22 protein-coding genes are annotated in these 22,540 nt (G+C 64.4%); 17 read left to right on the top strand and 5 right to left on the bottom strand.

Going from position 1 to position 22,540, the window contains the following annotated elements:
* Window positions 1–277: 277 nt before the first annotated feature.
* The 11 genes from M1247_RS17775 (at window position 278) to M1247_RS17725 (ending at window position 13,244) form a co-directional block, all read left to right on the top strand.
* Window positions 278–3,049, top strand: a complete 2,772-nt coding sequence (locus M1247_RS17775; RefSeq protein ID WP_317157683.1) for a helix-turn-helix transcriptional regulator — start codon at window positions 278–280, stop codon at window positions 3,047–3,049.
* Window positions 3,050–3,185: 136 nt separating this feature from the next.
* The gene (locus tag M1247_RS17770; RefSeq protein WP_317157682.1) at window positions 3,186–3,563 is read left to right on the top strand and encodes a DUF488 domain-containing protein; all 378 of its coding nucleotides are present in this window, start codon (window positions 3,186–3,188) and stop codon (window positions 3,561–3,563) included.
* Window positions 3,564–3,633: 70 nt separating this feature from the next.
* Window positions 3,634–5,985, top strand: coding sequence for an FdhF/YdeP family oxidoreductase (locus M1247_RS17765; protein ID WP_317157681.1), 2,352 nt, complete (start codon window positions 3,634–3,636; stop codon window positions 5,983–5,985).
* Window positions 5,986–6,002: 17 nt separating this feature from the next.
* Window positions 6,003–6,503, top strand: a complete 501-nt coding sequence (locus tag M1247_RS17760; protein WP_317157680.1) for a hypothetical protein — start codon at window positions 6,003–6,005, stop codon at window positions 6,501–6,503.
* A gap of 122 nt (window positions 6,504–6,625) precedes the next feature.
* The gene (locus M1247_RS17755) at window positions 6,626–7,822 is read left to right on the top strand and encodes a cupin domain-containing protein (protein WP_317157679.1); all 1,197 of its coding nucleotides are present in this window, start codon (window positions 6,626–6,628) and stop codon (window positions 7,820–7,822) included.
* Between the two features lie 9 nt (window positions 7,823–7,831).
* Window positions 7,832–8,656: an alpha/beta fold hydrolase gene (locus M1247_RS17750; RefSeq protein WP_317157678.1), complete on the top strand. Its 825-nt coding sequence runs from the start codon at window positions 7,832–7,834 to the stop codon at window positions 8,654–8,656.
* 17 nt (window positions 8,657–8,673) lie between these two features.
* Window positions 8,674–9,144: a nuclear transport factor 2 family protein gene (locus M1247_RS17745; RefSeq protein WP_317157677.1), complete on the top strand. Its 471-nt coding sequence runs from the start codon at window positions 8,674–8,676 to the stop codon at window positions 9,142–9,144.
* A gap of 11 nt (window positions 9,145–9,155) precedes the next feature.
* Window positions 9,156–10,124: an NADP-dependent oxidoreductase gene (locus tag M1247_RS17740; RefSeq protein WP_317157893.1), complete on the top strand. Its 969-nt coding sequence runs from the start codon at window positions 9,156–9,158 to the stop codon at window positions 10,122–10,124.
* A gap of 19 nt (window positions 10,125–10,143) precedes the next feature.
* A complete protein-coding gene (locus M1247_RS17735; RefSeq protein ID WP_317157676.1) occupies window positions 10,144–10,749 on the top strand; it encodes an HD domain-containing protein in 606 nt (201 codons plus the stop codon).
* Window positions 10,750–10,786: 37 nt separating this feature from the next.
* Window positions 10,787–11,218 carry a nitroreductase/quinone reductase family protein gene (locus M1247_RS17730; protein ID WP_317157675.1) on the top strand — a complete coding sequence of 144 codons (432 nt, stop codon included), beginning with the start codon at window positions 10,787–10,789 and terminating at the stop codon, window positions 11,216–11,218.
* 214 nt (window positions 11,219–11,432) lie between these two features.
* Window positions 11,433–13,244, top strand: a complete 1,812-nt coding sequence (locus M1247_RS17725; RefSeq protein WP_317157674.1) for a molybdopterin-dependent oxidoreductase — start codon at window positions 11,433–11,435, stop codon at window positions 13,242–13,244.
* Between the two features lie 367 nt (window positions 13,245–13,611).
* Here M1247_RS17725 and M1247_RS17720 read toward each other — a convergent pair whose 3' ends face one another.
* From M1247_RS17720 to M1247_RS17700, 5 genes are all read right to left on the bottom strand, one after another.
* Window positions 13,612–14,595 carry a saccharopine dehydrogenase family protein gene (locus M1247_RS17720; protein WP_317157673.1) on the bottom strand — a complete coding sequence of 328 codons (984 nt, stop codon included), beginning with the start codon at window positions 14,593–14,595 and terminating at the stop codon, window positions 13,612–13,614.
* A gap of 2 nt (window positions 14,596–14,597) precedes the next feature.
* The gene (locus M1247_RS17715) at window positions 14,598–14,993 is read right to left on the bottom strand and encodes a VOC family protein (RefSeq protein WP_317157672.1); all 396 of its coding nucleotides are present in this window, start codon (window positions 14,991–14,993) and stop codon (window positions 14,598–14,600) included.
* 18 nt (window positions 14,994–15,011) lie between these two features.
* Complete coding sequence (locus tag M1247_RS17710; protein WP_317157671.1) at window positions 15,012–15,221, bottom strand: SDR family oxidoreductase; 210 nt, start codon at window positions 15,219–15,221, stop codon at window positions 15,012–15,014.
* Between the two features lie 110 nt (window positions 15,222–15,331).
* On the bottom strand, window positions 15,332–16,177 hold the full coding sequence (locus M1247_RS17705; RefSeq protein WP_317157670.1) for a helix-turn-helix transcriptional regulator: 846 nt from the start codon (window positions 16,175–16,177) through the stop codon (window positions 15,332–15,334).
* Entirely contained in the window at window positions 16,167–16,631 is a 465-nt protein-coding gene (locus M1247_RS17700) for an Rrf2 family transcriptional regulator (RefSeq protein ID WP_317157669.1), read from the bottom strand. Before M1247_RS17700 ends, M1247_RS17705 begins: the two co-directional genes overlap by 11 nt.
* Window positions 16,632–16,850: 219 nt before the next feature.
* Here M1247_RS17700 and M1247_RS17695 point away from each other — a divergent pair, with 219 nt between their 5' ends.
* The 6 genes from M1247_RS17695 to M1247_RS17670 all read left to right on the top strand — a co-directional run bounded on the left by M1247_RS17695 (window position 16,851) and on the right by M1247_RS17670 (window position 22,539).
* The gene (locus M1247_RS17695) at window positions 16,851–17,756 is read left to right on the top strand and encodes an LLM class F420-dependent oxidoreductase (RefSeq protein ID WP_317157668.1); all 906 of its coding nucleotides are present in this window, start codon (window positions 16,851–16,853) and stop codon (window positions 17,754–17,756) included.
* A gap of 68 nt (window positions 17,757–17,824) precedes the next feature.
* On the top strand, window positions 17,825–18,571 hold the full coding sequence (locus M1247_RS17690; protein WP_317157667.1) for an SDR family NAD(P)-dependent oxidoreductase: 747 nt from the start codon (window positions 17,825–17,827) through the stop codon (window positions 18,569–18,571).
* Between the two features lie 116 nt (window positions 18,572–18,687).
* Window positions 18,688–19,053, top strand: a complete 366-nt coding sequence (locus tag M1247_RS17685; protein WP_317157666.1) for a VOC family protein — start codon at window positions 18,688–18,690, stop codon at window positions 19,051–19,053.
* Between the two features lie 90 nt (window positions 19,054–19,143).
* On the top strand, window positions 19,144–20,181 hold the full coding sequence (locus tag M1247_RS17680) for a zinc-binding dehydrogenase (RefSeq protein ID WP_317157665.1): 1,038 nt from the start codon (window positions 19,144–19,146) through the stop codon (window positions 20,179–20,181).
* A gap of 723 nt (window positions 20,182–20,904) precedes the next feature.
* Entirely contained in the window at window positions 20,905–21,234 is a 330-nt protein-coding gene (locus M1247_RS17675) for a DUF3870 domain-containing protein (RefSeq protein WP_317157892.1), read from the top strand.
* Window positions 21,235–21,390: 156 nt separating this feature from the next.
* The gene (locus M1247_RS17670; protein ID WP_317157664.1) at window positions 21,391–22,539 is read left to right on the top strand and encodes a DUF819 family protein; all 1,149 of its coding nucleotides are present in this window, start codon (window positions 21,391–21,393) and stop codon (window positions 22,537–22,539) included.
* The last annotated feature ends 1 nt before the right edge of the window (window position 22,540 follow it).

Here is a 22,540-nt window from a genome sequence, read left to right as displayed (position 1 = left end):
GCGCGTAAGCATCGGTACGGCTCGGACGGTGCGAGTGGACGCCGAAAAGAAGCCACTACCAAACCAGGCACCGTTGCTTTGTCTGATTCCGGACAAGACGTCAGCACGAAAGTGGCGGCTCAGCAAACTTTACGGTAGCGGCGCGCGCGCTCCGTGTCGCCGGACTAACGATGGATGTCGCGAGTGTGACTACCAGGGGGTGGCGATTGTCCAAGTTGGAAGCCGCACGAGCCAGTAACAACCGGCAAAGTTCGACTAGAACCACTATGGTCTGCTTGTGCGGGTCAGCGCGGTTCCCGGCGATGGTTTCGCGGGAGAGTTGATCGGGCGTCGTGATGAGTGCGCGATTCTCGATCAGCTTGTCGACGCTGTGCGTTCCGGTGGGAGCCGGGCACTGGTAGTCCGCGGGGAAGCGGGCGTGGGCAAGACCGCGCTCTTGGACTATCTGGGGACCAACGCTCACTGTCGTATTGCGCGAACTGCCGGCGTTCAATCGGAAATGGAATTGGCCTACGCCGGAGTGCATCAATTGTGCTTCTCCATGTTGGATCATCTCGACGAGCTGCCGGTACCGCAGCGATCTGCACTCTGCACGGCACTCGGATTGACGGAAGGGTCGCCGCCGGATCGGTTCCTGGTGGGACTGGCGGTACTGAATCTGTTGGCCGTCGTGGCAGCTGATCGGCCGCTCCTGTGTCTGGTTGACGACCAGCAATGGCTGGACAACGCGTCTGCGCAGGTACTGGAGTTTGTGGCGCGCCGCTTGGGTACCGAGGCCGTCGGATTGGTGTTCGCTGCCCGGCTTCCCAGCGATGCCGTCGCTGGCGTTCCGGCCCTGGTGGTCAGAGGGCTACGACCGAAAGATGCCCACGCCCTGTTGAACTCAGGACTGAGCGCACCGCTCGATCCACGTATACGCGACCAGATCGTGGCAGAGACCGGCGGTAACCCCCTGGCGTTGTTGGAGTTACCGCGTGGACTCAGCGCCGACGCACTTGCGGGTGGATTCGGTCTGCCCGGTGCCGCGCGACCATCGGCCGAGATGGAGGAGATCTTCAGGTCCCGGATCGCGGTGTTACCCGACGAAACGAGGCGCCTTTTGTTGCTCGCCGCAGCTGAACCCACCGGCGATTCCGGGCTGATATGGCGGGCGGCCGACGCGCTGGGAATCGGGCCCGAGGCGGCGGCACCGGCGACTGAGGCGGAGCTGGCGACGTTCGCAACCCGGGTGAAGTTTCGCCATCCACTCGTACGTTCGGCGGCATATCGTGCGGCTCCGCTACACGACCGACAACTGGTTCACCGGGCGCTCGCTGTCGCGACCGATGCAGGTTTGGATCCCGACAGGCGCGCATGGCATCGCGCTAACGCAGCGACCGGCCCCGACGAGGACGTCGCCGCCGAGCTCGAGCGCTCGGCCGACCGCGCGCGAGCCCGCGGTGGAATCGGCGCGGCAGCAGCTTTCCTCGAACGCGCCGCGACACTCACCACTGAGCCGGCCAAACGGGGAGAGCGCGCACTGGCCGCAGCGTCGGCCAAGGTCCAAGCTGGCGCGTTCGAGTCGGCGTTGGATCTACTGGCGATGGCGGAGGCCGATCATCTCGGCGACCTCCTGCAGTCCCGCGCCGACCTGGTGCGCGCCCAGCTCGCCTTCCTAACCAGCCGGGGTAGCGACGCCCCACCACTGCTCTTGAAGGCCGCCAAGCGTCTTGGACCGATCGATGTGGCCCTGGCGCGCACCACCTACCTAGATGCCATGACCGCCGCCATGTTCGCTGGCCGCCTCGCAGTTGGAGGCAACGTGGTTGACGTCGCGCGTGCAGCGGAAGCGGCGCCAACCTCGATCGGGCCGCCCGGGACACCGGATCTACTCCTCGATTGGCTGACGACACACCACATCCACGGCTACGTTCGCGCTCAGCCCGCATTGCACCGCGCACTCGTTACCTTCGACGGCGCGACGTTACAAGGCGATCAGCTGAGTTGGCTCTTCTTAGCGTCCACGGCGGCCTTCTTCGCCTGGGATGACGACCGCCTGCACGAGGTATCGAAACGGCACGTCGAATTCACCCGGGACACGGGCGCTTTGAGTGACCTGCCACTGGCGCTCAGTACACGCGCGATAGCACTGCTGTTCTTCGGTGAACTTTCCTCCGCCGCGCTGGTTGTCGATGAGTTACAGGTCGTACAGGAGGCGACAGAAAGCAGTCTCGCAGCGTACGCCGCTTTGGGTCTGGCAGCGTTGCGCGGTGACTACGACAACGCAATTGAACTTATCCAACGCACCGAGGCTGAGGTGCGGGCGCGCGGCGAAGGAAACGGCATCACTGTGGCCTGGTGGGCCGAGGCATTGCTGCACAACGGGATTGGTGACTATCGACGAGCGCTCGACGCAGCGGAACGTGCCGCCGGGTTTCCGTCCGAGCTCGGCTCGTCGAATTGGGCGCTGGTGGAGCTCATCGAAGCGGCGGCGCGAAGCGGAGCCAGCGATACGGCGGCTCAGGCGCTCGCGCGATTCGTCGAGATGACCAGCGCCGGCGGTACCGATTGGGCGTTGGGCTTGTGCGCGCGCTCACGCGCTCTTGTCAGTGATAGAGCGGGCGCCGAGGTGCTTTACCAAGAGTCGATCGAGCTGCTAAGCCGAACCCGCGCGCGCTCGGAACTAGCGCGCGCCCATCTGTTGTACGGGGAATGGCTGCGCCGAGAACGTCGCCGCACCGCCGCCCGCACCGAGCTGCGCACGGCCCACGACATGTTCGAGGCGATGGGTATGAACGGCTTTGCCGAGCGCGCCCGGCGAGAACTGAAGGCCACAGGTGCCAGCACACAAGAAGGCACCGTCCCGGCGGCCAAGGAACGCCAGCTCACCGCGCAGGAAGTGCAGGTATCGCGACTGGCCCGCGACGGGTTGTCGAACTCCGAGATCGGTGCGCGGCTGTTCATCAGCGCCCGCACTGTGCAATATCACCTGAGCAAGGTGTTTACCAAGCTCGGTATCACCTCGCGCAGCCAGCTCGATCGTGTGCTGCTCACGGGACCGGCCAGTTGACCCAGCGCGCGGATGACTAGCCGATTGCACTGTCCGATGGCGGATCCCCCGGGGGCGGTCCGCGACGATGATGGCGGGCAGCTTGTGACGCGGGGTCGGGCCGCGCGGCGGAATGGATGAAAGTTAGCGAGGTGTCATGACTATTCGGAGCCGAGTGGAGGTGCGCCGGATCTACGATGCTCCGATGCCCGACGACGGCACCCGCGTATTGGTGGATCGGCTGTGGCCCCGTGGCGTCAGTAAGGCCCGAGCGCAGCTCGACGATTGGTGTAAGGACATCGCTCCCTCAACTGGGCTGCGCGACTGGTATCACCACGACCCGACGTTGTTCGGTGAGTTCACCCGTCGGTACACCGACGAGTTACGCGCTCCCGTGCCCGCTGCCGCACTGGCGCGGCTGAAGGAACTTGCTACGCAACGGCCGCTGACCCTGCTCACCGCCACCAAGGATCCCGGTATCAGTGAGGCTGCAGTTCTCCGTCTGCTCCTGACGCAGGACGGGCCCGCTAGTTGACGGGCCGATTCCGGCGGCCAGCGAAGAACACCTAGCGCATGCATCTCAGCGAAGTCTGGAGACCATAACGATGTCACGGCAACCGCTTTCGCCTGGTGACGATCTGGGTCGCGGCGCGCCAGGCAGTCCTGCGGTGGGACGGGGGCCAAATCGCGATGGTTCGTTCTCGCAGAACGATGATCGCGCCCCGTCCGCAGGATGGGGTGCTGCGCGCAGTGTTGGTCGCGTTCTCGCGGAGGGGCGAGCGCCGATCAAGGGCCCGCACGCTGTCCTCAGGATGAACCACGAGAACGGCGGATTCGACTGTCCCGGGTGTGCGTGGCCCGATGATCGCAATGGCTTGCACCTCGACATTTGCGAGAACGGCATCAAGCACGTCACTTGGGAGATGACCCGCAAGAAGGTGGATCACGCGTTCTTCGCCTCGCACACCGTCACCGAGTTATCTGGGTGGAGCGACTTCGCGTTGGAGGATCAGGGACGGCTGACTGAGCCGATGAGCTATGACCCCGCCAGCGACACCTATGTACCGATCTCCTGGGGTGATGCGTTCGCTCTTGTCGGGTCGACGTTGCGCGGATTGGACAGCCCGCACCAGGCGTCGTTCTACACCTCGGGGCGCCTGTCCAACGAGGCGACGTTCCTGTACCAGCTGTGGGTGCGTGAGTTCGGCACCAACAACCTGCCCGACTGCTCGAACATGTGTCATGAGGCGTCCGGGCGGGCGTTGCAGGCGGCGATCGGTACCGGCAAGGGCACGTGTGACATCGACGATTGGGAGCAGGCCGATCTGCTGATCGTGATGGCGGTCAATGCCGCCTCCAACGCTCCACGGATGTTGACGGCGCTGGCCGAGGCGTACCGTCGCGGCGCGCAGATCGTGCACGTTAATCCATTGATCGAAGCGGCGTCGCGACGCACGATCGTTCCACACGAATTCGCCACCATGGCAACGTTTCATGCCACCAGGACCGGGACCATGAACGTGCAACCCCGCATCGGTGGTGATCTCGCGCTGCTGCGCGGAGTGGCCAAGGCGGTGCTGGAACGCGCCGCGACCGAGCCCCATGCGATCGATGACCAGTTCATCCGAAATCACACCGCGCACTTCGAGTCCTACCGCGACCACGTAGCCGCGACACCGTGGGAGCACCTCGTCGAGCAGTCCGCAGTGCCCGAGCACCAAATCCGCGACCTGGCCGACCGATATCTGGCGGCGAGTCGGACGGTGATCAGCTGGTGTCTCGGTTTGACTCAGCAGGAGCACGGTGTCGACACTGTGCGTGAGATCGTCAATCTTCTTCTCCTACGCGGCAATATCGGCCGCGAGGGCGCGGGACCGTCACCGATCCGAGGGCACAGCAACGTGCAGGGCAATCGCACCTGCGGAATCGACAACCATCCGACCGCCGCTTTCCTGGCCCGTCTCGACGAAGTGTGCCGCATCGCGTCCCCCCGCGCAGATGGCCTCGACACGGTGGCGACCATCGAGGCCATGCGCGCCGGTGCGGTCAAGGTGTTCGTCAGCATGGGCGGCAACTTCGTCATGGCCGCGCCGGACACCGAGGCCACCTTCGCTGCGTTGCGCAACACCGACCTCACGGTGCAGGTGAGCACCAAACTCAACCGCAGCCATCTCGTGCACGGCCGGGCCGCATTGATCCTGCCGTGCCTGGGCCGCACTGAGAAGGATGTTCGGCCTGGCGGCGAGCAGGGTGTCAGCGTCGAAGACTCGATGAGCATGGTGCATCTGTCGCACGGCATGCGCAAACCCGCGTCGCCGCAACTGCTTTCGGAGTGCGCCATCGTTGCCGGCATGGGTCGCGCAACGCTGCCGGAGTCAGCAACGCCGTGGGAGTCCTACGTCGAGGACTACGACCGGATCCGCGACACCATGGCGGCGGTTCTGGACGGATTCGAAGACTTCAACCGGCGCGTGCGCATGCCACTGGGGTTCCGCATCCGTCAACCCGCCAGGGAGCGGGTCTTTCTGACAGATACCGGACGCGCGGAGTTCTGGGCGTCACCACTGCCTGATGTGGTGCCGCCGGCAGGAAAGCTGATGCTGTCGACGGTGCGCTCGCACGACCAGTGGAACACCACCATCTATTCCGACAACGATCGCTACCGCGGAGTAAAGAATCTTCGCACCCTGCTGTTCATGAACGCGGTCGATATGACGGAGCGGGGCCTGACGGAGTTCGACCTGATCGACATCACCAGCTTCGCCCGCGACGGCAGCACCCGTACGGTGTGGGGCTACCGGGCGATCGCCTACGACATCCCGGCCGGAAATGTCAGCGGCTACATGCCCGAGTTGAATGTGCTGTGCGGCATCGGTGATTTCAGCACCCAGAGCGATCAGCCGTTGATGAAACATCAGATCGTATCTGTCACCGCGGCACAAGCCGCTCCACGGTGAGACTCCATGGCGCAGGGATGCGAGGGGCACTCGCCGGCGTTGCTGGCACGGCGGCCATGGATGCGCTCTGGTACTACCGGTATCGCCGGGGTGGCGGGCAGAGTGGATTCGTCGATTGGGAGACGTCGGCAGGATTGCAGGGTTGGGCCGACGCGCCCGCACTGGCCAGGTTCGGCAGGCTGGTGATCGAACGCACCCTGCACCGGGACCTGCCAGCACGGCAGGCGCGGGTGACCAACAATGTGGTGCACTGGTCGACAGGCGCCGGGTGGGGCACGGTCCTCGGGACGGTCCAAGGCGTGCTGGGCCCTCCCACTGCCCGGTACGGGCTTGTTTTAGGTGCTGCGGTGTGGCTGCAGTCGTACGCAGTACTCGCACCCGCCAAGCTTTACCGGCCGATCTGGGACTACGACGCCAAGACCCTCGGTAAAGACCTCAGTGCGCATCTTCTGTACGGCCTCACGACCGCAGTAGCGCTGCGCCTGAGTAACCGCTGGAGCGGTCGACGTCACGACTGACTAGCCGTCTGCACTGTCCGAAGGCGGATTCGCAGGACTGCGTTCCACGGCGATGCTGGTCAAACACCGAGGCACCGCATAACTGTTCTCCCCGGTGCCCGGAATCGAGGGAGATCGCCACAATGACCACTCCGCCAGTCCACGCATCGATGAACGGCAACGCATCCGAGGGCCAGAGCATGGTTCCCACGATCACCGGCGAACTGGGCGCCACCGTGCTCGGCCCCGACAACGTGCCGGTCGGCGTGCAGAACCCAGGCGCACCGGGCACCGACTCGGGCAGCATGCCGAATCTCAAATTCTCCTTCGCCGCCGCACATAACCGATTGCTGCGCGGCGGGTGGGCGCGGGAGGTGACCGCGCGGGATCTGCCGGTGGCCACCACGCTGGCGGGAGTCAACATGAGGCTCAAGGCCGGTGCGTACCGCGAGCTGCATTGGCACCGGGAAGCTGAATGGGCGTTCATGCTCGCCGGTAGCGCCCGCATCGCCGCCATGGACCAGCAGGGCCGTAGCTTCATCGACGACGTAGGCCGCGGCGACTTGTGGAACTTCCGATCCGGGTTTCCGCATTCCATTCAGGCGCTGGAAGATTGCGAGTTCCTGCTGGTCTTCGATGACGGAAACTTCTCCGAGAACGAGACCTTCCTGGTCACCGACTGGTTCGCCCACACACCAAAGCGCGTACTGGCCAAGAACTTCGCCGTTCCGGAGACGGCATTCGACAACATCCCCGCTGCAGGCGAAATCGAGCACAGTCGCTACATCTTCCCTGGCGAGGTCCCGGGCGCACTGGTCACCGATATCGAAGCGGCTCAGTCGCCGGCCGGCACCGCAGAACGCATGACGCATCGAATGCTGGCCCAGGACCCGATTGAAGTCCCCGGCGGCAGTGTGCGCATCACCGACTCGAAGAACTTCCCGTCGGCCTCGACGATTGCCGCGGCCTGGGTCGAATTACACCCGGGTGCGCTGCGTGAAATGCACTGGCACCCCAACAACGACGAGTGGCAGTACTGGCTATCCGGACACGCCCGCATGACGGTATTCGGATCCAGCGGCAAGGCAAGGACTTTCGACTTCTACCCCGGCGACGTCGGCTACGTTCCCCGCGCTATGGGGCACTACTTCGAATGCGTGGGCGACGAACCGGTACAGATGCTCGAGTTGTTCCGCAGCGACCACTTCGAGGACTTCTCGGCCAACCAATGGCTGGGACTGACACCGCACTCGGTCGTCGCGGCCACGTTAAACCTCGACGCGGACACCGTCGCGGCCATGCGCAAAGACAAGCCCCTACTGATGCCCGGACAAGCCTGAGGAGTCGACATGCCCACGATCACGACCACCGACAATGTGGAAATCTTCTACAAGGACTGGGGCACGGGCCAGCCGATCGTCTTCAGCCATGGCTGGCCGCTGAGTTCTGATGACTGGGACAACCAGATGCTGTTCTTCCTGCAGCACGGATACCGCGTCATCGCCCACGACCGCCGCGGACACGGGCGCTCCGCGCAGGTCGGTGATGGCCACGACATGGACCACTACGCCGACGATCTGCGCTCGCTGGTGGAGCAACTCGGCCTACACGGTGCCATCCACGTCGGGCACTCCTGCGGAGGCGGGGAGGTGACCCGCTATCTCGCCCGCCACGGCGAGGGCGGCGCCGTCAAAGCCGCGTTGATCTCCGCCGTGCCGCCTTTGATGGTGCAAACCGAAGCCAATCCCGAAGGTCAACCCAAGTCGGTCTTCGACGACCTGCAGGCGCAACTGGCGGCCAACCGCTCGGAGTTCTTCCGGGCAGTACCGTCAGGCCCGTTCTACAACTTCGACAAGGCCGGTGTGGACTCTTCCGAGGCACTGATCGAAAATTGGTGGCGCCAAGGCATGATGGGCGGCGCCAAGGCGCACTACGACGAGATCGTCGCATGGTCGCAAACCGACTTCACCGACGACCTCAAGAAGATCACCATCCCGACGATGGTCATGCACAGCGAAGACGATCAAGTGGTGCCTTATGCCGCTGCGGGGCCGAAGTCCGCCGCGTTGCTGAAGAACGGCACGCTGAAGACGTACACAGGTTTTCCGCATGGCATGCCGACCACCCACGCCGACACCGTTAACGCGGACCTACTTGCGTTCCTGCAGTCCTAGCAGAATCGAGAGCTGAGATGACCCCTTCGGCACTGGTGCCTCCGTTCAACCAGGAAACCGCGACGGCGAAAGTCCGCGGCGGCGAGAACCTTTGGAACACCCGCGACCCGGCACGCGTCGCGTTGGGTTACAGCCCCGACAGCTGGTGGCGTAACCGCTCGACCTTCGTGCAGGGCCGCGATCAGATCGTCGAGTTCCTCACCGGCAAGTGGGCACGCGAGCTGGACTACCGGCTGATCAAGGAACTGTGGGCCTACGGCGACGAGCGGATCGCGGTGCGCTTCGCCTACGAGTATCACGACGCAGACGGCCAGTGGTTCCGCGCTTACGGCAACGAGAACTGGGAGTTCGACGGCGACGGGCTGATGAAGACCCGACACGCCAGCATCAACGACCTCGTGATCACCGACGCTGAGCGGCTATTTTGTTGGGACAGCGCGGGTTCCCGCCCCGAGGACCATCCCGGTCTCAGCGATCTGGGATTATGACTGCGCCGACGATGAGGGCCGTGGGCGTCACAGAGTACGGCGGCCCCGCTGTCCTCAAGTTGGTGAACATCCCGCGCCCTACTGCCGGGCCCGGTCAGATCCGCATACGTGTTCACGCCGCAACTGTTAACCCGGGAGACACGTTGCTGCGCCGCGGCGACCTCGACGAGCTGCTGAGGTCCGGTCCGCTGCGACCGCCCTACATTCCGGGCATGGAAGCCGCGGGCATCGTCGACGAGATCGGCCGAGACGCGCGGACGGACCTGCAGGTAGGGAACCGGGTGATGACCATCGTCATGCCGATCGACGCCACCGGCGGCGCGTACGCCGAGTACCTGGCCGTCGACGCCGATCAGGCTGCCCCCGCTCCTGCGGGTATCACTCACATCAAGGCTGCCACGCTACCGATGAACGGCCTCACCGCCCGCCGTGCCCTCGACGTGCTGCACCTTCACCCGGGCGAGACAGTGGCGGTCACGGGGGCGGCCGGGGCGGTGGGAGGCTATGCCATCCAGCTGGCGAAAGCCGACGGGCTCCGCGTCATCGCCGACGCCGCGCCTGCAGACGAAAACTTGGTGGCTGCGCTGGGCGCTGACCAAATCGTTCCCCGCGGACCTGATGTGGGACTACGTATCCGGCAGTGGTGGCCCGGCGGTGTCGACGCGGTGGTAGATGCATCGCTACAAGGGGCGCAGGTGGTTCCGGCCCTCCGCGACGGCGGCCAGATCGCGGCAGTCCGGATGTGGGAACTCGCCGGGGGAGCAGGGCTGGGCGAGAATCGCGGGATCACGGTACGCGACGTGTTCGTGCCTGAATACACCCATCGCAAGGACAAGCTCGACGAACTCAGAGTGCTCGCCGAGAACGGCGAGCTGACTCTACGGGTCGCCCGAACGTACCCCGCGACAGAAGCGGCCGAGGCGCATCGCGCACTGGAAGCCGGCGGTATCCGCGGCCGCATCGTCCTCACCTTCGACTGACCCTGACCTGCGAGTTGTCATGACATCACTCGAATCGCCGTTGGATTCCAGCCTTGTTGGCGAAGCCGTCGCACATCTTGGTGTCACCCTGCATCCGCAGGTCTACAACCACAGCGTCCGCACCTTCCTGCTGGGGCGGGAAGCAGCACGTCGTGACGGCGTAGCCGATCTCGATGTCGAATCGCTGTGCATCGCAGCGCTGTTCCACGATGCCGGGACAGCCGAACCGTATAACGGACCTGCCCGGTTCGAAGTCGAGGGCGCCGACGCAGCCGCCTCCTTTCTGCTGCAACGTGGATGGAACGCCGCGATGGCCGACCGCGTTTGGGAGGCGATAGCTCTGCACACCACACCTGGAATACCCGAACGCCGCGGACCCATCGCCCACTATCTGCGTCGCGGCGTCGAGATCGAGTTCGGGTCCAAAGAAGTACGCGCCCGCTTCACCGACAGCATCGCCGACGCCGAAGGTCGGTATCCGCGTACGCAGATAGAGGAGATCCTGCAGACGCTCGTCGTCGAGCAGGCTCTCCGCCAACCAGCCAAGGCGACTGCGCCGTCGTGGGTGGCGGACCTCCTCCGGCACCATCAGCCTGGCATCAACGCAGTGAACCCCGCCTTCTGAGCTGACGAACAGGTACCCAGCCGAGTGAGGAGAATTGATGACGCAGACCTACGACTTCGACGAGATGAATCGCACTGTCATCCGCGAATTCCGCAACACGGGAGGCAAGGCCGGCGGAGTGTTCGAGGGCATGCCGCTGGTGCTCGTCCACCACATCGGTGTGAAATCGGGTATCGAACGCGTCGCGCCTCTGGTTCCGCTGTTGCAGGATGGGCGCATCTTCGTCTTCGCCAGCAAGGGCGGATCCGATGAGAACCCGCACTGGTACGGAAATCTTCTCGCCCACCCGCAGATCACCGTGGAGTTGGGCACCGAAACGTTCCCCGCAACCGCGCGGGTTGTCACCGGCGCTGAACGCGATGACATCTACGCGCGCCAAAGCGCCCTCGAGCCACAGTTCGCCGAACACCAGCGCAACACGAAGCGACTAATCCCCGTCATCGAGGTTGTGAGATCCGAAAATGACTGAACGGCAACCGGTGTAGCTGCAGCACGGGTCGCGGCCTACCTGGACCTGACGCATCCGGCGTGGTGCAACTGATGCGGTTCCTGCCGAGGCCACCCACCGAAGGAGACCAGATGTCCCATCACCGTAGGAACGCCCGGACCCGAGTCTGTGACTGCCAAACCGTCGCAACGGTTCCCTTACGTTCCCAGCGCTGACTAGTCAGGAACCGGAAACGATGAAGAAAATACCCCTCACCAACGCACGGACGCATTCGACGACGACACCTTCTGACGCTTCCACCAAGCACGCTGATCCGCTTCGTGACGAACTCACCCCGGCCGGCGACCGCATAGGTGCGCAGGAGTGGTCCAAGCTGGTCCCACCGGTGCTGGCTCGCATTCCCGAGTTGCGGATCGGGAAGCGCTGGGTCAGCACGCTGTGGATCGTGCCCATTGGGTTGGCCGTCCTCGTCGTCGGCGTCGCCGTTGCCCAGCAGCTGCGGACCTACCCAATGGTCGTCCACTTCATCGAAACCTACCCGGGCGCAGGCGCATTCCAACCTCCGGTGGACACCGGGTTCCCCGGCTGGCTACGGATACTGCACTTTCTGAACCTGCTGTTTATGGCGTTCATCATTCGGTCGGGACTGCAGATTCTGGCCGAGCACCCGCGCTTGCAGACCGATGCGGGGTCCCGGCCCGGCCGTGAATGGCTTCGGCTTCGAGGACCCGTTCCGGCAGCCCGGATGGTTCAGGATCCGCCAGAGCAGGCATGGTCGGCCAGAGATGACACCCTGACCTTGCCTGGCTGGCTGGGGCTGCCCGGGATTCGGCACTCGATCGGACTGGCGAGATGGTGGCATTTCAGCTTCGACATGCTGTGGGTACTGCTCGGTGTGGTTTTCTACGTCCTGTTGTTCAGCACCGGGCAGTGGGAGCGGTTGGTGCCCCGGGACTTGGATGTTTTCCCGAACGCGTTGTCGGCGGGTCTGCAGTACCTGTCGCTGGACTTCCCGACGAACCAGGGCTGGACGCAGTACAACGGCCTGCAGAATCTGGCCTACTTCACCACCGTCTTCATCGCCGGCCCGTTGGCCTTCGTCACCGGGCTGTTGCAGGCACCGGCGATCGCGGCCAGATTCGGACTCGGAGCGGGACGGCTCAACCGTCAGATGGCGCGGTCGATCCACTTCGGGGTGCTGCTCTACTTCGTCATGTTCATCCTCGTGCACACCGCAATGGTCTTCATGACCGGCCTCCTGGTGAACCTCAACCACATCACCACCGGCCTGAACACCGCGACGTGGACCGGCTTATGGCTCTACGTCGCGTGGATGACCGTCGTCATCGCCGCCTGGTGCGCCGCGTCACCGCTGACGCTGCGATATCCCCGACTGGTGCAGCGCACCGGTAGACGCCTCGTCGGCGGAGCGAAATCCTTGCTGGAGTGGAGTGACCCACGCGCCACCTACACCGAGAAGGACATCTCTCCCTACTTCTGGCCCAACGGCACGTTGCCCACCAGCCGGGCCTATAAGGAGTTACGCAACAATGGGTTTGGTGACTATGCGCTCCGCATCGACGGGCTGGTGGAGAGTCCAGTAACGCTGACCTACGCGGAGCTCAAGGCCATACCCAAGCAGGACCAGATCACCCAGCACTACTGCATCCAGGGCTGGTCGGGAATCGCCAAATGGGGCGGTGTCCCGATGAAACGGATTATCGAACTGGTACGTCCTCTGCCGCAGGCAAAGTGGGTGATCTTCTACTCGTTCGCCGAGGGCGCAGAAGGCGGTCGGTACTACGACGCGCACAACATTACCCACATGCAGCACCCACTGACACTTCTGGCCTACGAAATGAACGGTGAGCCACTCAACGAACTGCACGGCGCGCCGCTGCGGTTACGCAACGAACGCGAACTCGGCTTCAAGCAAGTGAAGTGGATCGAAGCGATCGAATTCGTCGACTCCTTCGCACACCTGGGAGCAGGCCAAGGCGGCTACAACGAAGATCACGAGTTCTACGGCTATCGCGAGCCCATCTAGCCTGCAGCGACACGTCGATTTCGGTACTCCGTTCGGGTCGACGGTGATCTCTTCGGGTCAGGGATAAACGCGGAGGTCGCTACGGAAGGGGTTCGAATGCGAAGCTCCTACTGGGCCGTAGAAACGATTCAGAACGGGTAGGCAACTTAGCCGCGGCTAGGTCGGAAAACCAGACGGATCGAATGTCCGACCATGCCGAGCATTTCGAACAGATGGCTAGGGAGGCGTTCTGGGACGCTGCGCAGGCTCATTCGTGAATGGCGGTCGTCGATCGACTTCCGTACCTCGATGTGATTTTTACCGAACAACTCCCCGACATAGCGGCGGCTCGCCAGCTTTCGCGAAGACTGCGGCGCCGGGCGTCGGCTTACAGGTCCGTGATTCGGGTGTCGGCGATGGTATCGGCGAAGGAGGTGCCGAATAGCGCTGCGGGAGTGTGGAATCCGGGGCGATGGTCACCGCGGAGAACTCGTCGGGCGGCTTCGGCGGCGGCAAGGGGGGTGAAGGTGTATCCGTTCACTGTGTCGAGGACCGAGCGAGCCACTGTGCCGTCGGCGCCGGTGACTTCGACGGCGGCGTGGTAGCGGTTGGCCGTCCGCTGCTCGGCTGAGGGGCCTTCGGGAAGGGTAGCGAGGTCACCTTGTGGGAAGGCATCTCCGGAGACGTACACGAAGGTCTCGATATGAGGGATAGCCGTTGCCCGCCAGATCGTTACCAGGTCGGGAAGCGTTGTCGCAGAGCAGGCTGTCGGTCCGCACCCGAAGTCGAAGGTGCGTGAGTCGTCGGGGTCGCGGGCCACGAGTTGACCGTCGAGGCGTTGCAGGCAGTCGGTGGTGAGATTCTGGGCGGCGCTGATAGCCGAGCCCCGTGACATCGATCCGGCGACATGCAGCGCGATGTGCACGTGCTGGGGGTCGTTGACGCGTTGTGCGGCGTGACCGGCCAGGCAGCCAAGCATGGCGACGCTGCCACCACTTCCGGGAAGCAGCATGACTCCGGCGTCACGGGCGGTCGAGTCGAGTTCCTCGGCCAACTGGTAGCTGTCAAGTTCGGCTGCGACGTCGAGGTAGTGGGTGTGTGTGCGGATCGCGGCTTCCATGAGTGGTGTCGCGGTTCGCATGAACGGCCCGGCGCAGTTGAGGACGACGGCAATGTCCGACAGCGCAGTGTCGATTGCGTCGTCGTTATCGAGGTCGAACGTTCGATGGTTGGCCCCGAGTTCGTGGGCCAGCGCTTTCAGCCGGGTGTGGTCGCGCCCGCCCAGGACGAGATCGAGTCCGGCTGCAGCGGCGTGTTCGGCGGCCATTCGGCCGGTGTAGCCGGTGGCTCCGTAGATCATCAGAGCAGGCATGGTCAGTGCTGCCAACTCTTGTAGACGAATTCGAGGCTGTAGCCGTCGGGGTCGAGCACATTGGCGGCGTAGTACCGCGGGTCGTAGTGCGGACGCGTCCCGGGCCGCCCGTTGTCGAAGGCGCCGGCGGCAAGGGCGGCGGTATAGGCGGTATCAACCTGTGCTGTGCTGTCGGCGACGAATCCCACATGGGCGGCGCGGCTGTCGACGGTTCCGCCACGCAGCCAGAAGATCATCCGTCCGTGGGCGCCGAAACCTTTGAGGTCGGGGTGCCCTGGTGGGCCGTCCTTGCCGTCGTAGTCCAGGCGGGTGGTGATGCCCAGAGGTGCGAGTGCTGCGGTGTAGAAGGCGATGGAGCGATCCAGATCGCTCACCGACAGGAAGATGTGGTCCAGCATGGTGGTCTCTTTCCCCGGTTAGATGTTGAAGCCGCCGGCGACTTCGATGTTTTGGGCGTTGACCCAGCGGTTGTCGTCGGCCAGGCGGCTGGCCACGGCGGTGCCGACCTCCTCGGGTTCGCCCACGCGCCCGAGTGCGGTTTGGGCGGCGAGTAGGGCTTCGAATTCGTCGTTGAGGCCGCCGCCGAGTTCGGTGCGGCTGCCTCCGGTGATCAGGGCGATGCTCATGGTGTGCCTTTCCAGAAGTGGTGGTGACCCCGAGTCAACCGGCGTCGTCACTGCTGGGGAAGGGCGCGTCTTCCTGGGTGCGCTGCACCTAGGAATCAATCGGGGAGGTGCTAGATGCGTTCGTGGCGGCGGGTGGCGTCGAGTGCTCCCAGCAGGGCCAACGCGTCGGCGCTCGGTGATCCGGGTGCCGCGGTGGCCACTGTCAGTTGCTGGCCGGGGCTGCTTCGGACATCGAAGGTCTGGTAGCTCAGCTCCAGCAGCCCGACATCGGGGTGGCGGATTCTTTTCTGCGTCACGGTGAGTCCGGCCACGGCGTGGTCGTCCCACAGCTGACGGAAGTCGGTGCTGTCGCGGTGCAGCCGCGCGATGAGCGCGGCGACTTCCGGGTCGGCTGGAGCCGCGCCTTGGGACAGGCGCAGGGCGCTGACCGAGGCTTTGGTGACATCGCCCCAGCTGAGGTAGAAGTCCTGGGCGGCGGGGTCGAGGAACAGTGCTGCCAGGACGTTGGGGTCGCGTTGCTGCAGTGGGGTGATCAGGGCGGTGGCGGCGGGGTTGGCGATCAGAACCCGGAAGGCCGGGTTGGTGACGTAGGCGGCCGCCTGGGGGAATGCGGCCATGGTCTGCAGCAGCTCCGGGCTGACGGACTCGGCGGTGCGTTCGGAGGTGGGGGAGAGTTTGGCCAGTCGGAAGGCATGCTTTCGCGCGTCTGCCGTCAGGTGCAGTGCGCGGCAGATTGCGTCGACGACCTGGGCGGAGGGGGTGCGCTCGCGGCCTTGTTCCAGGCGGGCGTAGTAGTCGGCGCTGACTCCGGACAGGACGGCGACCTCTTCGCGCCGCAGACCCAGGACGCGTCTGCCCGCGCCGGCGGACAGGCCGACCTCGTGAGGGCTGAGCCGCGCCCGCTGCGCGCGTAGGAAGTCACCGAGCTGGTTCGAAGGTGAGGTCTCAGGGGCCACAGTTGATCTCCGCTCCGGTGCCGGTTTCGAATTCGGCCATGGTGTCGCGAAGGATGTCGGCGATGGTCGTGGAGGCCAATGACTCGCACAATGCTGCGGTGGCTCGTTCGTAGACGCGGGTGAGGACAGGTTGAATCCCATATCCCACATAACATTCGGCATCGGGTGGGGAGGCGTGCATGCCGAAGATCTCACCGCCGCCGACGGCGTTGTAGACATCGAGCAGAGTGATCTTCGACGCATCGCGGGTCAGCGTCCAACCGCGGCTGCGGCTCGATTCCACCAGACCGCCTTCGCGGAGGTCGATCAGCGATCGCCGGATCACCACCGGGTTGGTATTGACGCTGGTCGCGATACGTTGCGAGGTGCCGACCTCTTTGTCGGAGCCCCGGCGATCGAAGGCGATCCAAGTCAGCACGTGCACCGCCAAACTCATCCTGTTGTTCGTGCTCATCCCGAGTACCCGTTCCGCTCCTCGTCGGGGTCGTCCCGACCCCCGACTTGACTGTAACCAACTCTGTTACGTATGTTACCTGTAACAAGGTTAGTTACAAAGATTTACTGGTCGGTCTGTGGACAACTCCCGCCTTATCGTTCTGCTCGCGATTGGGCGCAGCTTGCGGCCGTCAGGCCGCCACCTTGAATCATTCGACAAGTCAGAGGGTTTCACGTCATGAAACTGGGACTGTTCGCCGTCAATGTCGGTGCCGGAGCCAGCCCAGCGCAGGCCCGTGCCACTGCCGTCCTGGCGCAGGAGCTGGGACTGGAGTCGCTGTGGGCCATCGATCACGTTGTGATGCCGTCGGGCTACGAAACCGAATACCCGTACGACGAGTCCGGCAAGATGATGGGCGGGGCTGAAGAGGTTGAGATCGCCGACCCACTGACCTGGCTGGCCTTTGCTGCTGCCGTCACCCGCGGCATCAAGCTCGGCACCGGTGTGATTGTTCTGCCGCAACGTAATCCGGTCGTGCTGGCCAAGCAGGCCGCCACCCTGGATGTCCTCAGTGACGGGCGTTTACTGCTGGGTGTGGGGGTGGGCTGGCTCGCCGAGGAGTTCGACGCAGTGGGCGTCCCGTTCGCCGACCGCGGCCGCCGGCACGACGACTACGTGGAGGCGATGCGCGCCCTGTGGCGCGACACCAAAGCCAGCGTGCACAACACCTACACCCACTTCGACAACGCCATCAGCTTGCCCCAACCGGCCGGCCGCGCCGTGCCGATCGTCATCGGCGGCCGGTCCCATCGATCGGCACGCCGAGCCGCCGAGATCGGAGACGGTTACTTCCCCAGCATCACCGACCCCCGCCAGCTCAGCCCGCTGTTGGACATCATGAACGCCGAAGCCGAACGGCTGCAACGCGATCCCGCCGGTATCGAAGTGACCGTGCCGTATTCCGGTGACCCCGCCGAACTCTGCGCCGCGGCCGGCGGTGACACCGCAGCCCTCGATCGGGTCGTCGCGCAACTGCAGCGGTTCGCCGAACGTGGGGTGTCGCGGACCCTGCTGGCCGGTCTGGGTGAGGACACGCTGCGGCCCCTGCTCAAGCAGCTCGCCGACCACATCGACCTCAGCTGAGAGCCCGCACCCACCGAACTCTTCGACCACCCACCACATCGCACGATCACTGAAGAAGGAGAAACACAATGGGGCAACTCGACGGCAAGGTCGCGCTCATCACCGGCGGAAGCTCTGGCATCGGCCTGGAGAGCACCCGCTGCTTCGCCGCGGAAGGCGCCCAGGTGTACCTGACCGGACGCCGCAAAGAAGTGGTCGACGCCGCGGTCGCCGACATCAAGTCCGATACCGGCGCTGACGTCACCGGCGTCGTCGGCGACGTCTCCGACCTCGCCTCCCTCGACGCGCTGTATGCAACCATCACCGAACGCAGCGGCCGCCTCGATGTGCTCGTCGCCAATGCCGGCAGCGGGCGGCCCATCGGCCTGACCGAGATCACCGAGGAGCATTACGACACCACCTTCGACGACAACGTCAAAGGCCTGGTGTTCACGGTTCAGAAAGCCCTACCGCTGCTTCCCGACGGTGCGTCGGTGGTGCTGATGTCCTCCATCGCCGGGATCAGCGGGCAGCCCGGGATGAGTGTGTACGCCGCGACGAAGGCGGCGATCCGCAACTTCGCCCGCTCCTGGGCACTCGAACTGGCCCCCCGCGGTATCCGTGTCTCGGCGTTGTGCCCCGGACCGGTCTCCACTCCTGGCATGAGCAATGTCCTGGCAGAACTCGGCGACGAGGGAGCTGCCAGCATCACCACACCGTTCGGGCGACTCGGCGATGCCACGGAGATCGCTGCCGGCGCAGTATTTTTGGCCTCCGATCACTCGTCGTTCCTCACCGGCTCGGACCTCGTCATCGACGGCGGCGCCAACATCTGAAGCCTGCCTCACTGGCGCGGGAACTCGAATCGCGGAGCTTGGTCTGGGCTCGCCGAGTACACCGACGTGCCGGACACGCGTTGCACTGGACAACCACAACCCGAATGGAGAACTCAATGCACAACGAAACTCTCACGCTCGATATCTCAATGGTTACCTTCGACTGCATCGACCCCGAGCGGCTGGCGAGGTGGTGGGCCGGCGCCATCGCCGGCGAGATGTCCATCGCTGCGCCCGGCGAGTTCGTGACGGTCGCCTCGCCGCAGGGTCTGCGGCTGGGATTCCAGAATGTGCCCGACCCGACGCCAGGGAAGAACCGGCTGCACCTTGATCTGCATTCTCACCATAGGGAGCGCGATGTAGCCCGGCTCATCGCCGTCGGCGCCACCGAAGTGAGTCGGCGTGCCGTAAACGCGGAATTCGGGTGGGTGGTCCTCGCCGATCCGGACGGCAATGTGTTCTGTGTGGCAGGGGCACCGTAGGACGGTTCGGGCTAGGAGGCAGTCACCGGCACAGCCCGTGCCGGCCACGCAACTACCGACTCATTGGAGCGAAAGATAATGAATCCGTTGATGATTGATGAACCACTTGCGAGCAATGCGGCCTCCGGTATGCGGCGGGTGCAGTTCACCCGACTCGGTGGACCCGAGGTACTGGAGATGGTGCCGTTGCAGCTTTCAACGCTGCAGCCCGGGCACGTGCGGGTCGAGATCCACACGATCGGGCTGAACCGCTTCGAGGCGCTGTTTCGCCGGGACCACTACGTCATCAAGCCCACCCTGCCGGCGACACTCGGTGTCGAGGCAGTAGGAACGATCACTGAGACTGCACCAGGGGTCGACGGCTTCCGGACAGGGGAGCGGGTCGCGATCCTGCCGATCCAGTCACCGACGGTGGGCACCGGCACCTACGCCACGCATGCCGACGTACCGATCGACGCCCTCGTCCACGTCGCCGACGACCGGTCCGACGAGGAGGAAGCCGCAACGTGGATGGCCAGTCTCCAGGCCTACACCCTCGCTACCAAAGTGCCGATCACCCCAGGCGACACCGTGGTCGTGACCGCCGGGACATCCTCGGTGGGCACCGCGCTGATCCAGATCGCACACGACCTCGACGCCACGGTGGTTGCGACGACACGAACCACGGCGCGCAAGCCCGAGATCCTCGCCCTGGGTGCCGATCACGCAATCGCTACCGACGACGAAGACCTCGCAAGCGTGATATTTGCACTCACGGGCGGGCGCGGCGCCAAGGTCGTCTACGACACCGTGGGCGGGCCACTGCTGGCTGCGTTGATCGACGCGACCGCGCAGTTCGGCCACGTGCTGTGCTACGGCGCTCAGACCTCGCCCGATATCCGTGCCGCCCGTGTTGACGTGCCCCTGGTGTCGTTGGACCGCAAATCGGTTTCGTTCGTCGACCTTTTCGAACTAGTTGAATTCCCCGATCGTCTCGCGGCCGCCAAGAATTACATCGGTGACGCCCGTGACCGCGGCGCGCTGACAATCGGCGTCGACCGTGTGCTCGCGTTCGACGACGTGCAAGAAGCGCACCGCATCCTCGAATCGGGCCGTCTGGCAGGGAAACTCCTGCTCCGTGTGACCTAGACTGGCTACGGCGGGCGAAGCATTTCGGAGCATCCACATACGACGACTCCGACGCCCGTGAAACACTCTCATCTGCAACACCATTAAGAGGCGGGTCGACGACATAGGGGCCCAGTTTCTCGGCTGGCTCGAATCGTCTTATTAGTGCGTCGTCCACGCCTGGGGCTGTGTCAAGGGCGCGATTGTCTTGACACAGCTCAGGGCGCCCCAGCCGCGCTGGATGCCCTACCCGCGACTACCGAGGGCCCCGTCGGCTAGTGGAATCTTTGCCACCAGTTGTGAACGGATTTGTGAACGTTAGGATGGCTGACTAAATGTTCGGCGGCGGGTGACGAACGTCAGATTGCATCTCACTGTTGCCGCCACGACACTCGCTCCGCTCACCGCCGCCTATCACGGTCGCAGACCCCGTCGATCCTGACGCCGAGATGCGGGCCTGGCGGCTACCGCAGATCGCACAAGACTCAAGCGAGCTGCCCAATGGCGTTCGCAGCAAGCGATTTTCAACCATACTGAGAGAGCAATTCGCGAGGCCGCATCGTGTCCACGGTGACAGTGATGCAGACCCGCGCTCACACTCGCCCGCGACGGGGTCGCCGGGTGGGCACCGACACATCACTTATCCCTGGTGATCGTGGGTAGGAGCCCATGAGATGACTGTGACCTAACTCGCACCCGATGTCGAAGACCACATCCGAGACGACTACTCTTCCGGCCGTGTCCATGTCGTCCAGCAAGGCGCCGCCGTCGGTCTTCGTGACCGGCGAGGCGAAGGCGTCGGCGAACAACCCGATCACCACACAGTTCGGGATGTTCTACGTCGCACTGGTCATCGAGGTGGAGACGCACCGAATCCTGGATGTGGAATGCACGGCGACGTTGGCCCTGACGAACAGATTCGTCAAGAGCTTGATCGCCGATGAGTGCATCACGGAGGAGGGGCTCCTGGCGGAGCGGATCACCACCCGGTATCACGGCTCCTCGCAACGCGCTCTGATCACGGCGCTTCACAACGCCGCAGGCAAGTACCGCGCTGTCGTAGGACTCACGTAGCCGCCAGGTCCCAACCAGTCGATTGCCTGGTCCTCACCCGACACAGACCCAGTCGCCCGACACCCGATCGGCACGTCCGTGCCGATCGCTGCGGTGCGCGCCCAGTCGCGCGCCGGTGACCGGTACCGACTGCCAGAAAGGCTGTGGCGACCCCACATGATCTCAGATGGTTTCCTATTTCTCGGCGTGCTGCTAGGGCTCGCCGGGATCATCGTCTATGCGACTCAGCGCAGTAACGCCCGCATCTTCCGTTATGTCCCCGGCTTCGTGCTGATGTATCTGGGGGTCGCGGCGTCGAACACGCTGGGACTGTTCGCAGACTCCGACTCGATCGACACGGTGGGGGGCTCGGTGCAAGGCGCCCTGCTGCCCGCGATGATCCTGCTGCTGCTCTTCAAGTGCGATCTTCGGCAGATCCTGAAGCTCGGACCCAAGTTGCTGCTCACCTACGCGATCACGGCGTTGAGCATCATCTTGGGTTTCATCGTCGCCTACCTGTTGCTGCAGGGCATGCTCGATGACGGCGCGGCCAAGGCGCTCGGAGCGCTCGCGGCGTCGTGGACCGGTGGCTCCGCAAACATGGTGGCGGTCCAGGGTGCCGTGCACGCACCGGAGAACGTCTTCGGGTATGTCCTGGTCGTGGACACCGTTATCTACTCGCTGTGGCTGATGGTGATCTTCGGGTCCGTCGGCTTCTCGGGGCGGTTCAACCGTTGGACCAAGGCCAAGAGCGCCTCCCTGGACGAGCACATATCCGTCGGCGATCAGTCGCGACCGATCGACCTCACCTCGATCATGACCCTGCTCGGGTTCAGCATCTTCATCTCCTCAGTGGCGACCTGGCTGGGCAAGCACCTGCCGGAGATCGGCGAGGTCGTCAATGCCACCAGCTGGACGATCCTGATCGTCAGCGTCCTCGGACTGGTAGTCGCGACCACCCCGCTGGCCAAGACGCCGGGCTCCTCGGAGATGGCCGTGGCGATGCTGTACATCATCATCGGCATCATCGCCTCGGGCTCCGACTTCTCGTCCCTGACCGCGGCGCCGATTTACCTGCTCGCCGGACTCATCGTCATGCTGGTCCACGTCGTGGTGATGATCGTGTACGCCAAGCTCGCCCACGCCGACCTGTTCAGCCTCGCGGTGGCGAGTACGGCGAACATCGGGGGTGTCGCCTCCGCCCCGGTGGTCGCGGGAGCCTACAACCGGCAGCTAGTGCCGGTGGGCGTGTTGTTCGCGCTGCTCGGTGCGTTCTTCGGCACATTCCTCGGCCTCACCACGGCCCAGATCCTGTCCGCGATCTGAC

Source organism: Mycobacterium appelbergii (assembly GCF_032883035.1).
Classification (GTDB): Bacteria; Actinomycetota; Actinomycetes; order Mycobacteriales; family Mycobacteriaceae; genus Mycobacterium; species Mycobacterium appelbergii.
Note: the sequence above shows the minus strand (reverse complement) of the source record. Positions and strands in the feature narration are given on the sequence as shown.